This is a genomic window from Nonomuraea sp. NBC_00507 (genome assembly GCF_036013525.1).
Taxonomy (GTDB): Bacteria; Actinomycetota; Actinomycetes; order Streptosporangiales; family Streptosporangiaceae; genus Nonomuraea.
Genome location: NZ_CP107853.1, coordinates 11456159 through 11468907 on the forward strand (window position 1 = coordinate 11456159; position 12749 = coordinate 11468907).

Consider the following 12749-nt stretch of genomic DNA (forward strand, 5'->3'; position numbering starts at 1 on the left):
CGTAGCGTCGAAGGCATGAGCATTCCCCAGGAGCGGCGCGTCGTGACCGCCATCCCCGGCCCCAAGTCCCAGGAGTTGCTGGCCCGCAAGCAGGCCGCCGTGCCACCCGGTATCGGCACCACCCTCCCGGTCTTCGTCACCCGCGCCGGCGGCGGCGTGGTGGAGGACGCCGACGGGAACTCGCTGATCGACTTCGGCTCGGGCATCGCGGTGACGAACGTGGGCAACGCCGCTCCCAAGGTCGTCGAGCGGGTCCAGCGGCAGGTCGCCGACTTCACCCACACCTGTTTCATGGTCACTCCGTACGAGTCGTACGTCCAGGTGTGCGAGAAGCTGAACGAGCTGACGCCGGGCGACCACGACAAGCGCACATTCCTGGTGAACTCCGGCGCCGAGGCCGTGGAGAACGCGGTCAAGATCGCCCGCCACGCCACCGGCAGGCCGGCCGTCGTGGTGTTCGACCACGGTTACCACGGCCGCACGCTGCTCACGATGACGCTGACGGCCAAGAACATGCCGTACAAGCACCGTTTCGGGCCGTTCGCGCCGGAGGTCTACCGGGTGCCGCTGGCGTACCCGTTCCGCTGGCCGAGCGGGCCGGAGAACTGCGCGGAAGAGGCCGCCGCGCAGGCCATCGACATGATCAACAAGCAGATCGGCGCGGAGAACGTGGCCGCCGTGGTGATCGAGCCCATCGCCGGCGAGGGCGGCTTCATCGTGCCGGCCAAGGGCTTCCTGCCGCGCATCGCGGACTTCTGCGCACAGAACGGGATCGTGTTCGTGGCCGACGAGGTCCAGACGGGCTTCGCCAGGACCGGCACGTTCTTCGCCTGCGAGGACGAGGGCGTGGTCCCCGACATCATCACCACCGCCAAGGGCATCGCGGGCGGCCTGCCGCTGGCCGCGGTGACCGGCCGGGCGGAGATCATGGACAAGGTGCACGTCGGCGGGCTCGGCGGCACGTACGGCGGCAATCCCCTCGCCTGCGAGGCCGCGCTCGGCGTGCTGGAGACCATCGAGGAGGAGGACCTGGTCGCCAAGGCCCGCCGCATCGGCGAGATCATGATTCCCCGGCTCAAGGCGCTGCAGGAGCGCTTCGACGTCATCGGCGACGTACGCGGCCGGGGCGCCATGATCGCGATCGAGCTGGTCGAGCCCGGCACCAAGGAGCCGAATCCGACCGCCGTACAGGAGATCGTCAAGCGTTGCCATGCCGAGGGCCTGCTGGTGCTGACCGCCGGGACGTACGGCAACGTGCTGCGGTTCCTGCCCCCTCTGGTGATCCCCGAGCACCTCCTCGAGGAAGGCCTCGGCATCCTGGAGAAGGCCATCGCCGAACTCTAGAAACCCCCACATCTCGGGCATCCGGCTTGCGGTTGGATGCCCGATTTTGTTGGTGTAACGCCGGTCACCCGGGTAGAGAATTCACCCTGACTTGACGCTCAGCTGGACGATCACGCCCTCGGTCAGGGTTATAACGGATCCGGAATACGGATGGGCGAGGGCTTCTGGAACCGTGATGAACTGGGGTCCGACAAGAACGGCGCGGGATATGTTGACGTTCGACCCTGAGGGCCTGACCTGGGCCCAGCGCGACGGCGATGCTTGTGTTGTCTGCCACAAGAGGTGGCCGCGACCGCGCGTACGCGTGGGCCGGCTGCCCGACGACTCGGCGGTGCTGGCCTGTGGCGACTGCGCCGAGGCCCTGCTGCCTGCGCCGATGGCCACGGTGGTGGCGTTCCCGACCCGATAGCGAGGCGCCCCGGGACAGGGGGAAGGCCCGGGGCGCCTCTTCGGGCCGCGCCCAGCGGGGGGATGAGGGCGGACCCGTGGCGGGATCACGTGGAGGTCGGCGACCCCCACGCCCTTGGCTCACTTGACGAGTTCCTGCCACCATTTGGACCAGGCGGCATAGTCAGGGCATTCCCCGTCTTCCGCGCGGCAATCCCCGGGCGGCCGCACGGCGAAGGTCACGCGGTCGATGCGCTTGGGCTTGCCGACCCCGTACAGCTCGCACACGGACTTGGCCCGCCCCTTGCACGCCTTGTCATTGGCCGGCGCCAGCCCCGCCCACGCGGCGGCGTCGCGCTGCGCGTTGGGCGCGGTCATCCAGGTGAGCCACCGATAGGCGCAGGTGGTGTCGGGCACGCCGGCGCCGAGCATCCATGAGTCGACCCATCCGGTGGTCTCACGCGTGTCGAGGGCCTTGACCGGCAGGCCGGCCTTCTGCAGCAGCAGGCGATAGTAAGGAGTGGCCTGCGCGTAATCCAGCGAGCCGGTGGCGAACCCCTTGACCAGATCGATGGGGCTCGTCCAGTAGGTCCGCTCCTTCACCCCCTCCAGCAGCGCCGTCGCCCGGTCGAGCTGGTCCTTGCTCAGCTCGAACGGCTTCTCGTCGTCCCCGGTGGCCAGGGCGGCGTCGGCGATGGTCAGCGGGCTGTTCTTCAGTGCCGTCCGCTCGGAGGAGAAGGCCTCCTTCAGCTCGCCCTTGACCTTGGCCGGATCGTAGATGAACTCGTGGTATCCCCAAAGGTAGGGCACCCCGTAGACCTTGTCCGAGGTGCCCGAGCCCGACGTGCCCGAGCCCGACGTGCCCGGCACTGTCATCATGTCGCGGAAGCGCTCGTCGATGTCCTCGTAGCCGCTGACCTTGGCCGGGTCGATGGGCTGCACCTTTTTCTCGGCGATGAGCCGCCCGGCCAGCGCGGGCCCGGCGGAGACGAGGTCGTAGGGCCGTTTGTCGACCTGGTCGTCCATCTCTTTAGCGGTCTGCACGGTGTCGAGCTTGGCGATCCGGCAGCCGGTCTCCTTCTCGAACGAGCCCACCCAGTTGACCTGGGGGCTGACGCCGCCGTACTCGGCGTAGCCGCGGTAGGTGAGGATCTGCAGCGTGCCGTCGCTCTGCGTGGCCGTGGGAGTGGGCGTTGCCGTGGGGGTGGGGGTGGGGGTGGGCGTGGCTTTGGGGGCCGCCGCGCCCATGCCGGCGACCAGCGCCGATGCGGCGAGCGCCAAGGCATACGTACGGCGGCGATGCACGATGTCCCCCTCTGTCCGGTGCCTGGGAGCTTACCGGGGACTGGGGCCGCAAGGGCGTGCGCCTCCCGGCCGTTCAGCTGTTCGTGGGGAACCCCAGGCTCACCCCTCCGTGGGAGGGGTCGAGCCAGCGGGAGGTGACGACCTTGCCGCGGGTGTAGAAGTGCACGCCCTCGGTGCCGTGCACGTGCGTGTCGCCGAAGAGCGAGGACTTCCAGCCGCCGAAGCTATAGAAGGCCATCGGCACCGGGATGGGCACGTTGATGCCGACCATGCCGACCTCGACCTCGTTCTGGAACCGCCGGGCCGCACCGCCGTCGTTGGTGAAGATCGCGGTGCCGTTGCCGTAGACGCCGCCGTTGATGACCTCCAGCCCTTCCTCGTACGAGCCGACGCGCACGATCGACAGCACCGGGCCGAAGATCTCGTCCGTGTGCGTGCGCGAGCCGGCGGGCACGTGGTCGAGCACCGTCGGGCCGAGCCAGAAGCCGGGCGTGCCGGCCGCCTTGCCACCGCCGAGCACGGGCGTCTCGCGGCCGTCCACGACCAGCTTGGCACCCTCTTCGACGCCGAGGTCCAGGTAGGAGGCGACCTTGTCGCGGTGCGCCGCGGTGACCAGCGGCCCCATCTCGGACTTCGGGTCGTCGCCGGGTCCGATCACCAGCTTGTCGACCCGCTCCACGATCTTCTGGACGAGCTCGTCGCCGATCGGGTCCACAGCCAGCACGACGGAGATCGCCATGCACCGCTCCCCCGCCGAGCCGAACCCCGCGGACACCGCCGAGTCCGCCACCAGGTCGAGGTCGGCGTCCGGGAGCACGAGCATGTGGTTCTTGGCGCCGCCGAGGGCCTGCACGCGCTTGCCGTGCGCCGTGCCGGTCTCGTAGACGTATCTGGCGATCGGGGTGGACCCGACGAACGACACGCCCCGCACGTCGGGGTGCTCGAGCAGCCGGTCGACGGCGACCTTGTCGCCCTGCACGACGTTGAAGACGCCGTCGGGCAGCCCGGCCTCCTGCCAGAGCCGCGCCATGAGCAGCGACGCGGAGGGATCCTTTTCCGAAGGCTTGAGGATGAAGGTGTTCCCGCAGGCGATCGCGATCGGGTACATCCACATCGGCACCATGGCGGGGAAGTTGAACGGCGTGATGCCGGCCACGACCCCGAGCGGCTGGCGGATCGAGTAGGAGTCGACCCGGGTCGAGACGCCTTCGGAGTAGCCGCCCTTGAGCAGGTGCGGGATGCCGCAGGCGAACTCCACGACCTCCAGCCCGCGGGCGACCTCGCCGAGCGCGTCGGAGTGCACCTTGCCGTGCTCGGCGGAGATCAGGGCGGCCAGCTCGTCGCGGTGGGCGTACATGAGCTCGCGGAAGCGGAAGAGCACCTGGGACCGCTTGACCAGCGACGCGTCCCGCCAGGCGGGGAAGGCGGCGACGGCGGCCGCCACGGCCGCGTCCACGTCGGCCACCGAGGCGAGCGCGACGTGCCCGGAGACCTCGCCGGTGGCGGGGTTGAACAGCTCGGCGGTGCGGCCGGAGCCGTCCCCCAGCGCCCCGTTGATCCAATGGTTGACGGTCTTCACTGTGCTGCCGCCTCCGCGTTGATGGTCTCGAGGGCGGTGACGATGATGCCGAGGCCCTCGACGGCCTCGTCCACCGTGAGGGTGAGGGGCGGGGCCATGCGGATGGCGGTGCCGTAGAGGCCGCCCTTGCCGGCCAGCAGCCCGGCCCTCTTGGTCTCCTCCATGAACCTGGCCGCCTGGGCGGGGCTCTCCAGCTCGACGGCGAACATGAGGCCCTTGCCACGCACGCCCTTGACGATGGGCAGCCGATGGGCGGCCTCGCGCAGCCCCCGGATGATGATCTCGCCGGTCCGCGCGGCGTTGGCCTGCAGGTCGTGGTCGAGCACGTAGTCGAGGGTGGCGTTGGCGGCGGCCATGGAGATCGGGTTGCCGCCGAACGTGGACAGGCCCACCGCGTGCGGGCCGTCCATCAGGTCGCCCCGGGCCACGATGCCGCCCACGGCGAAGCCGTTGCCCAGCCCCTTGGCGAACGTGATCATGTCGGGGGTGACGCCGTGGTTCTCGATGCCGAAGAACGCGCTGCCGGTGCGCCCCCAGCCGGTCTGCACCTCGTCGGAGATGAACAGGATGCCCTGCTCGTCGAGGACCTCCTTGTACGCGGCGAACAGCCCGTCGGGCGCCATCGTGAACCCGCCCACGCCCTGGATCGGCTCGGCGATCAGCGCGGCCACGTCGTTGGAGACCGCGGTGGCCAGCACGTGCCGCAGGTCGTCCACGCAGGCGGCGATGTAGTCCGCGTCCGACAGGCCCTTGAACTGCGTCAGGTGGCGGTCGGCGCCGTGCAGGAAGTGCACGTTGAGCGGGGACAGCGAGTTGTTCTTCCACGACCGGTTGGAGGTGACGCTGATCGCGCCGAAGCTGCGCCCGTGGTAGCTCTGCCGCATGGCGAGCACCTGGTCGCTCTTGCGCGCGTACGTGGCCAGCAGCAGCGCCGTCTCGTTGGCCTCGGTGCCGGAGTTGGTGAAGAAGACCTTGGCGTCGGGGATGCCGGACAGCCGCGCGATCTTCTCGGCCAGCTCGATCTGGCCGCGCAGTAGGTAAACGGTGCTGGTGTGCACCACGCCGGTGGCGAGCTGGCGCTCGACGGCCTCGCGCACCTCGGGCACGTCGTAGCCGATCATGTTGGTCAGGATGCCGGCGAAGAAGTCCAGGTAGCTCTTGCCGTCGGCGTCGATGACCCGGTTGCCCTTGCCGCTGACGATCTCGATGGGCTCGGTGTAGTTGAGTGCCAACCAGTTGGGCATCACTGCCCGGTGGCGCGCGAGTAGCTCCGACATGTTATCGAGTATCCCGTCCCGTTCCTCGTCCTCCTATCTGCAAACTGTCGGCTTGCGGCGAAATCAGGTTACAACCCGTAAATCCTCCCCTTAGGGGATCTCCCGTGCGCCTGGCGATGTACGCCGGGCCGCTTGGCTACGCCGCCGGACGCATCGAAGATGACCACTGGCGGGCGACGACCCGGAGCATGTCTCTAGGCGACGATCAGGTCATCCGAACAGAAGGAGAGATCGAGATGACCATCACCGTCGACCACCGGCCCGAGGCCCCGTCCGGACCGCCCAAGCTCGACCGCGAGCACCTGCGCCGCGCCCAGCAGGACACCCTCGACACTCCGCGGATGAACTACAGCCTGCTGGCCAGGATGATGTTCAAGCCCGTGGACCTCATGTACGGCAAGAAGGGCTCGTACACGAAGTTCGCCATGCTGGAGATCATTGCCAGGGTGCCGTACCAGGCGTGGGAGCGGATGGGCTACTGGGCCGTGCACCGGCACGCCGGCCGCTCGGCGCTGGCCAAGCGGGTTTTCGAGCGGATCGTGGAGGCCCGCGCCGACCAGGACAACGAGCAGTGGCATCTGCTGATCATGCAGGACCTGGTGCAGCGCGCCGGGCAGCGGCAGACATGGCTGCTGCACAAGGCCGCGCCGTGGCTGATCGCATTCTTCTACTACCACGTGTCCTGGGTGTTGTTCCTGGTCAGGCCCGACTGGAGCTACCGGCTGAACGCGGAGTTCGAGGACCACGCCGAGCACGAGTACATGACGTTCGTGGCGGAGAACCCCGACCTGGACTTCGTGCCGGACCCCGGCACGTACGCCGCCGAGTACGGCCGCTACCGCTCGGTGGCCGACCTGCTCAGGCAGATCGGCCACGACGAGCGCACGCACAAGCTCGACAGCCTGGAGAGCATGCGGGAGCCCCGTGTCCGCTAGACCTTCTCGGGCTCGAGGACCGCGACGGGCCGGGCGGGGCGCAGCACGGTCATCGCGAGCAGCGCGGCGGCCACGCAGAACGCGGCGCCCACCCATGAGCCGAGGTGCATGGCGGAGGTGAAGGCCTCGTTGGCGGCCTCGGGGAAGCCCATGAGGTGGGCGGCCCCGATCGACTCCCTGGCCTCGGCGGGCAGTTCGGCCGGCATCTGCGAGGTGTACTGCCCGGCCAGCACGCTGCCGAGGATGGCGATGCTCAGCGCTATGCCGACCTGCTGGACGGTGTCGTTGAGCGCCGAGCCGACGCCGGCGTGCTCCATCGGGATCGCGCCCATGAGCGAGGCGTAGGCGGACGGGCCCGCCAGGCCGCCGCCGATCCCCATGAACACCAGCCCGGTGAGCAGCGGCAGGTATCCGGTGGTCATCGCCATGACGACGAAGCCCCCGGCCATCAGCAGCAACCCGGAGCCGATCAGCACCCGGTTGCTCACCTTCTGCCCGAGCCCGGCGCCCACGCCGTTGAAGACGGCCGCAGCCACGGCGTAGGGCAGCATGGCCAGGCCCGCCTGCATCTCCCCATAGCCCAGCACGAACTGGAGATACTGGGTGAGCATCAGCATTACGGCGCCCGCGCCGAAAGCCATCAGCAGGATCGAGAACGACGCGCCGCTGAAGTTGCGGTTGGCGAACAGGTGAAGCGGCAGCATCGGCTGCTCCCGCGTGCGCTCCCAGACCACGAAGGCGGCCAGAGCGATGACGGCCACCGCGATGACGGGGATGTTCCACTCGCGCTCGATGATCACGTAGACGGCGGCGGTGAGGCCGACGATCGACAGCACCACGCCGACCGGGTCGATCTTCCGCCCGGTGCTGCGGCTCTCGGGCATGAGGACGACCGCGGCCACGATGGCGACGGCCGCGATCGGGACGTTCAGCAGGAAGACCGAGCCCCACCAGTAGTGCTCCAGCATGAATCCGCCCAAGGTCGGACCCGACACCATGCCGACCAGGGCCACGGCGCTCCAGGCGGCCATGGCCTTGCGCCGCTCGGCCTCGTCGAACACGGTCATCAGGATCGACAAGGTGGACGGCATGACGAGCGAGCCGCCGATGCCCATCAGGCCCCGCGCGGCGATCAGCTGCCATGGCTCGGTGACGAGCACGGCCAGCAGGGACGCGCCGCCGAAGAACACCAAGCCGATGATGAGGAAGCGGCGGCGGCCGTACTTGTCGGACAGGCTGCCCGAGGTGAGCAGGAGCCCGGCGTAGGCCAGCACGTAGGCGTCGATGATCCACTGGATGTCTGACGGGGTCGCGCCCATTTCCTCGTTCAGGGAGGGGATGGCGAGGTTGAGCACGGTGTTGTCGACCACCAGGACCAGCAACGCCAAGCACAGGACGACGAGAATCCACCAGCGACGGGGGTCTCGTACAGTGTTCGAGTTCACTCGCACACTGTACGACAACTCTCGCACGGTGTGCGAGTACATTTATCCTGAGGGTATGAGCGCCAAGCAGTTCACCTCCGTCTGGACCCGCGATCCGCGGAAGACCACGAGCCCGGGCCGCAGCCGCGAGGAGATCGTCAGGGCCGCGATCGAGCTGCTGGACGAGGAGGGGCTCGGCGGCCTGAGCATGCGTAAGCTCGGCGCCAAACTCAGCGCCGGCGCCACCAGCCTCTACTGGTACGTCGCCAACAAGGACGAGTTGCTCGAGTTGGCCTACGACGAGATGTGGGGCGAGCTGAAGGTGCCCGACCCCAAGGAAGTGGGCTGGCGCGAGGCCACCTCGGTCCTGGCTTACAGCATGCGCGCGGCGATGCTGCGCCACCCGTGGTCGGCCGACCTGCTCGGCCGGATGCCCGCCCTCGGCCCTCAAGCGATCCAGGTAGCCGACCGGATGCGCAAGATATTCGCGGCAGCCGGATTCACGGGCATGGACGTCGACTACGCCGCCGCCACGGTCACCGCCTACGTCTACGGGACGACGCTCCCCGAGATCGCCTGGAACAACGCGATGGCCGGTCACGAATACGACCCGGACGAGATGCGCGCGACGCTCAGGAAGGCCGCCAAGGACTTTCCCGACATTCTCGAGCGCACCAACTTGGAAATTTACGACGATCCCACCACCGTCCGCGCGGTGGCTTTCGACTTCGGGCTGGTGTCGGTGCTCGACGGCCTTGAGCGACGGCTGGCGTCGTAGCAGGATCCGGGGCATGGACGATTTCCGTGCCGCCCGCGACTTCCTCCTCCACGCCGACCTCTCCACCGCCCGCCGCGACTTCCGCTGGCCGGAGCTCACCCGGTTCAACTGGGCGCTCGACTGGTTCGACGGGGTCCTGGCCGCCGAGACGCCCGACGCCGTCGCGCTGAAGATCGTGGGGTCGAGCCAGGCCGCCTACACCTTCGCCGGGCTGTCGGCCCGTTCCAACCAGGTCGCCAATTGGCTGCACGAGCAAGGGGTGCGCCGGGGCGACCGGATCCTGCTCATGCTGGGCAACCAGGCCGAGCTGTGGGAGGCGCTGCTGGCCGCGATGAAGCTCGGCGCGGTCATCATCCCCGCCACGACGTTGCTGACGGCCAAGGACCTCGTCGAACGCATCGAGCGCGGCGGCGTCTCGCATGTGATCGCGAACGCCGCCGACGCGGGCAAGTTCGGCGCCGGGGAGTTCACGAAGATCGCTGTGGGGGACGCCTACAACTGGCTGCCGTACCACGAGGCGTACGAGGCGCAGGAGGACTTCACCCCCGACGCGCCGACGTCGGCGGGCGACACGTTGCTGCTCTACTTCACCTCCGGCACCACGTCCCAGCCCAAGCTGGTCGAGCACACGCACGCGTCCTATCCGGCCGGGCACCTGTCGACCATGTTCTGGATCGGGGTGCGGCCCGGCGACGTGCATCTCAACGTGTCCTCGCCGGGGTGGGCCAAGCACGCGTGGAGCAACGTGTTCGCGCCGTGGAACGCCGGGGCGACCGTGCTGGTCCACGACTACCAGCGTTTCTCCGCCCCGGCGCTGCTGGAGGTGCTGCGGGACGAGCGGGTCACCACGTTCTGCGCGCCGCCGACGGTGTGGCGGATGCTGATCCAGGAGGACCTGGCGGCATGGAAAGTGCCGTTGCGGACGGCCGTGGCCGCCGGCGAGCCGCTCAACCCGGAGATCATCGACCAAGTGGCCAAGGCGTGGGGCATCACGATCAGGGACGGCTACGGCCAGACCGAGACCACCGCGCAAATCGGCAACGCGCCCGACGAGCCGGTCAAATCCGGCTCGATGGGACGCCCGCTGCCCGGCTATGACGTCGTGCTCCTCGACCCGGTCAGCGGTGAGCCGGGGAACGACGGCGAGATCTGCCTGCCGCTGGACGAGCGCCGCCCCCTGGGGCTCATGGCGGGATATGTCGGTGGATCTGCCGAAGCCACGCGGGGCGGTTATTACCACACCGGTGACGTCGCCACCCGTGACGAGGACGGCTACATCACCTACGTCGGCCGGACCGACGACGTCTTCAAGGCCTCCGACTACCGCATCTCGCCGTTCGAGCTGGAGAGCGTGCTGCTGGAGCACGCGGCCGTCGCGGAGGCGGCCGTGGTGCCCGCCCCCGACCCGGTGCGGCTGGCGGTGCCGAAGGCGTACGTGACGCTCGCACCGGGGTTCGAACCCGACGAGGAGACCGCCCGGTCGATCTTCGAGCACTGCCGGCGGGAGCTGGCGCCGTACAAGCGGGTGCGGCGGCTGGAGTTCGGCGAGCTGCCCAAGACGATCTCCGGCAAGATCCGCCGCGTCGAGCTCCGGGTGCGGGAGCCCCGGCTGGAGTACCGCGAAGAAGATCTTAATTCCTGACACAGCGTAAATGTCTGCATAACCGTTCTTACAGATTGATCGGCTAGGCTCTGCCCCGTGCTGCCCACCATTGCCGACGTCCTTGCCCTGGAGACCGTTCGCCGGGGCGGCCCGCGCGTGGTCGCGGGCGGGGACCGGCTGGACACGAAGGTGCGATGGGTGCACGTCGGCGAGATCGCCGACATCGCCAGCCTGCTGCGCGGCGGCGAGCTGGTGCTCACCACGGGTGTCGCGCTTCCCGAGGACCCGGAGAAGCTCGCCGACTACATCGGCGAGCTGTCCGCGGTGGGCGCGTCGGGCCTGGTCGTGGAGCTGGGCCGCAGGTTCGTACGGGAGCTGCCGCGCGCGGTGGTCAAGTCGGCCGAGGAACACGGGCTGCCGGTCATCGTGCTGACCAGGGAGACCCCGTTCGTGCAGATCACCGAGTCCGTACACGCCCGGATCATCGACATCCAGCTGGAGGAGCTGCGGGCCTCCGAGCAGCTCCACGAGGTCTTCACCGAGCTGTCGGTCGAGGGCGCCTCGCCGACCGAGGTGCTCGCCCAGGTGGCCCGGCTGTCGAACCGTCCGGTGCTGCTGGAGAACCTCGCGCACCAGGTGCTGGCCTGCGAGTCCGCGGGGCGCGACGCGGGCACTCTGCTGGCCGGGTGGGAGACCAGGTCGCGGGCGGTGGCCCCGGTCGAGCGCACCGCGTACGACCCGGCCTCGGGCTGGCTGGTCACCACGGTCGGGGCCCGGGGTCAGGACTGGGGCAGGCTGATCCTGATCTGCGACGCGGCGCCGTCGCCGCGCGATCTGGTGCTGGCCGAGCGGGCCGCCACCACACTCGCCCTGGGCCGGCTGCTGGAACGCCATCAGGAGTCGCTGGAGCGCCAGGCCCACGGCACGATCATCACCGGCATCCTGACCCATGCCTACTCTGACCCCGACGAGGCCGCCGCGCGCGCCCGCGCGGTCGGCGTGCCGCTGACGGGACGCAAGCTGGTCAGCGTGGTCATCAGGCCGACCGACCTCGCCGACCAGGCCCTGGACGGCCAGGCGCAGCTGGGCGAGCTGGCCGAGGCCACCGCCGGCGCCTGTCGTGACGCCCGCCTGCCCGCCCTGGTGGGGGCGCTCGATCAGGAACGTGTGGGCGTGTTACTGCCGCTGCCGCCGCGAACGCAGGCCGAGGCCGCCCTGACGGCGCTGGCCGAGCGGCTGCGCATGTTGTGGCGGCCAGGATCGGCGTTCGTGCTGGCGGCCGGCTCGGTGGTGGAGTCGATCAGGGACGTGCGCCGCAGCTTCCTCGAGGCCGAGCAGGTGGCCGACGTGGCGGTCCGCCAGCCGGACGGCCGGGCCTTCTACCGGCTGCCCGACCTGCGCCTGCGCGGCCTGCTGCACCTGCTGCGCGACGACGCGCGGCTGCAGACGTTCGCCGAGCGGGAGCTGGGACCGCTGCTGGCCCACGACGCGCAGCGGGGCGGCGACCTCACCCGGATCCTGCGCACCTATCTGGACGCGGGCCGCAACAAGGCCGTGGCCGCGCAGAAGGCTCATTTGTCCAGGCCCGCCTTCTACGATCGCCTGCGCCGCCTCGAGCGCATTCTCGACACCGACCTCGACGACGTCGAGTCGTGCCTGTCGCTCCATGTGGCCCTGCTGGCACTGGAGTCCTTCCGCCGGGAGAGCCGTTGACCGCGCAGATGTGTTGGAATGGGCGATATGTCTGACGTGTTGATGCCGGACCTGGCCGACCTCGGCCGCATGCTCGCCACCGCCGGTGCGTTCTCCGTGCCTGTCCATGACGTGCGGCTGACCCCGGATGAGCTCGATCCCGAGCAGATCGTCGCGGGCGACCCCGCCACGTCGTCTCTGGAGCTCGGTGGAGGCCGGGGCATCTGGGAGATCACCCCGGGCGTCGTCACGGACGTGGAGCGGGACGAGATCTTCGTGGTGCTGTCGGGCCGTGCCACGATTGCCGTCGAGGGCGGCACCACGATCGAGGTCAGCCCTGGAGACGTGTGCTTGCTGGCCGAGGGCGCCAGGACCACGTGGATCGTGCACGAGACGCTGCGCAAGGTCTATCAGACGCGTTAGGC

Annotated in this window: 11 protein-coding genes; 7 read left to right on the plus strand and 4 right to left on the minus strand. The window is 69.3% G+C overall.

Going from position 1 to position 12749, the window contains the following annotated elements; all coding sequences use genetic code 11:
- Positions 1–15 precede the first annotated feature (15 nt).
- Positions 16–1344, plus strand: a complete 1329-nt coding sequence (gabT, locus tag OHA25_RS54545) for a 4-aminobutyrate--2-oxoglutarate transaminase (RefSeq protein WP_327584706.1) — start codon at positions 16–18, stop codon at positions 1342–1344.
- A gap of 208 nt (positions 1345–1552) precedes the next feature.
- Positions 1553–1753: a hypothetical protein gene (locus OHA25_RS54550; RefSeq protein ID WP_305925133.1), complete on the plus strand. Its 201-nt coding sequence runs from the start codon at positions 1553–1555 to the stop codon at positions 1751–1753.
- A gap of 119 nt (positions 1754–1872) precedes the next feature.
- Here OHA25_RS54550 and OHA25_RS54555 read toward each other — a convergent pair whose 3' ends face one another.
- The 3 genes from OHA25_RS54555 to OHA25_RS54565 form a co-directional block, all read right to left on the minus strand.
- Entirely contained in the window at positions 1873–3036 is a 1164-nt protein-coding gene (locus OHA25_RS54555) for an extracellular solute-binding protein (RefSeq protein WP_327584707.1), read from the minus strand.
- Between the two features lie 73 nt (positions 3037–3109).
- Positions 3110–4615 (minus strand): CoA-acylating methylmalonate-semialdehyde dehydrogenase, encoded by a 1506-nt coding sequence (locus tag OHA25_RS54560; RefSeq protein ID WP_327584708.1) that lies wholly within the window; start codon positions 4613–4615, stop codon positions 3110–3112.
- Positions 4612–5892, minus strand: coding sequence for an aspartate aminotransferase family protein (locus OHA25_RS54565; protein ID WP_327584709.1), 1281 nt, complete (start codon positions 5890–5892; stop codon positions 4612–4614). Before OHA25_RS54565 ends, OHA25_RS54560 begins: the two co-directional genes overlap by 4 nt.
- Before the next feature lie 236 nt (positions 5893–6128).
- Here OHA25_RS54565 and OHA25_RS54570 point away from each other — a divergent pair, with 236 nt between their 5' ends.
- Positions 6129–6827: an alternative oxidase gene (locus tag OHA25_RS54570; protein WP_327584710.1), complete on the plus strand. Its 699-nt coding sequence runs from the start codon at positions 6129–6131 to the stop codon at positions 6825–6827.
- On the opposite strand, the gene OHA25_RS54575 is transcribed toward OHA25_RS54570, so the two are convergent.
- On the minus strand, positions 6824–8272 hold the full coding sequence (locus OHA25_RS54575) for an MFS transporter (protein ID WP_327584711.1): 1449 nt from the start codon (positions 8270–8272) through the stop codon (positions 6824–6826). The two genes, OHA25_RS54570 and OHA25_RS54575, sit on opposite strands and share 4 nt — an antisense overlap.
- Positions 8273–8327: 55 nt before the next feature.
- On the opposite strand from OHA25_RS54575, the gene OHA25_RS54580 reads away from it, so the two are divergent.
- Genes OHA25_RS54580 through OHA25_RS54595 form a run of 4 tightly spaced genes read left to right on the plus strand, consistent with a single transcriptional unit; the run spans position 8328 to position 12747 of the window.
- Complete coding sequence (locus OHA25_RS54580) at positions 8328–9029, plus strand: TetR/AcrR family transcriptional regulator (RefSeq protein ID WP_327584712.1); 702 nt, start codon at positions 8328–8330, stop codon at positions 9027–9029.
- A gap of 13 nt (positions 9030–9042) precedes the next feature.
- Complete coding sequence (locus OHA25_RS54585; RefSeq protein WP_327584713.1) at positions 9043–10671, plus strand: AMP-binding protein; 1629 nt, start codon at positions 9043–9045, stop codon at positions 10669–10671.
- Positions 10672–10728: 57 nt separating this feature from the next.
- On the plus strand, positions 10729–12345 hold the full coding sequence (locus tag OHA25_RS54590; RefSeq protein WP_327584714.1) for a PucR family transcriptional regulator: 1617 nt from the start codon (positions 10729–10731) through the stop codon (positions 12343–12345).
- A gap of 27 nt (positions 12346–12372) precedes the next feature.
- Complete coding sequence (locus OHA25_RS54595; protein WP_327584715.1) at positions 12373–12747, plus strand: cupin domain-containing protein; 375 nt, start codon at positions 12373–12375, stop codon at positions 12745–12747.
- Positions 12748–12749: the final 2 nt, after the last annotated feature.

What these genes read in the sequence shown, in the direction of transcription:
- gabT (WP_327584706.1), top strand. Translation starts at nt 16, where the DNA reads ATGAGCATTCCCCAGGAGCGGCGCGTCGTGACCGCCATCCCCGGCCCC.
- OHA25_RS54565 (WP_327584709.1), bottom strand. Translation starts at nt 5,892, where the DNA reads ATGTCGGAGCTACTCGCGCGCCACCGGGCAGTGATGCCCAACTGGTTG.
- OHA25_RS54585 (WP_327584713.1), top strand. Translation starts at nt 9,043, where the DNA reads ATGGACGATTTCCGTGCCGCCCGCGACTTCCTCCTCCACGCCGACCTC.
- OHA25_RS54580 (WP_327584712.1), top strand. Translation starts at nt 8,328, where the DNA reads ATGAGCGCCAAGCAGTTCACCTCCGTCTGGACCCGCGATCCGCGGAAG.
- OHA25_RS54595 (WP_327584715.1), top strand. Translation starts at nt 12,373, where the DNA reads ATGTCTGACGTGTTGATGCCGGACCTGGCCGACCTCGGCCGCATGCTC.
- OHA25_RS54550 (WP_305925133.1), top strand. Translation starts at nt 1,553, where the DNA reads ATGTTGACGTTCGACCCTGAGGGCCTGACCTGGGCCCAGCGCGACGGC.
- OHA25_RS54570 (WP_327584710.1), top strand. Translation starts at nt 6,129, where the DNA reads ATGACCATCACCGTCGACCACCGGCCCGAGGCCCCGTCCGGACCGCCC.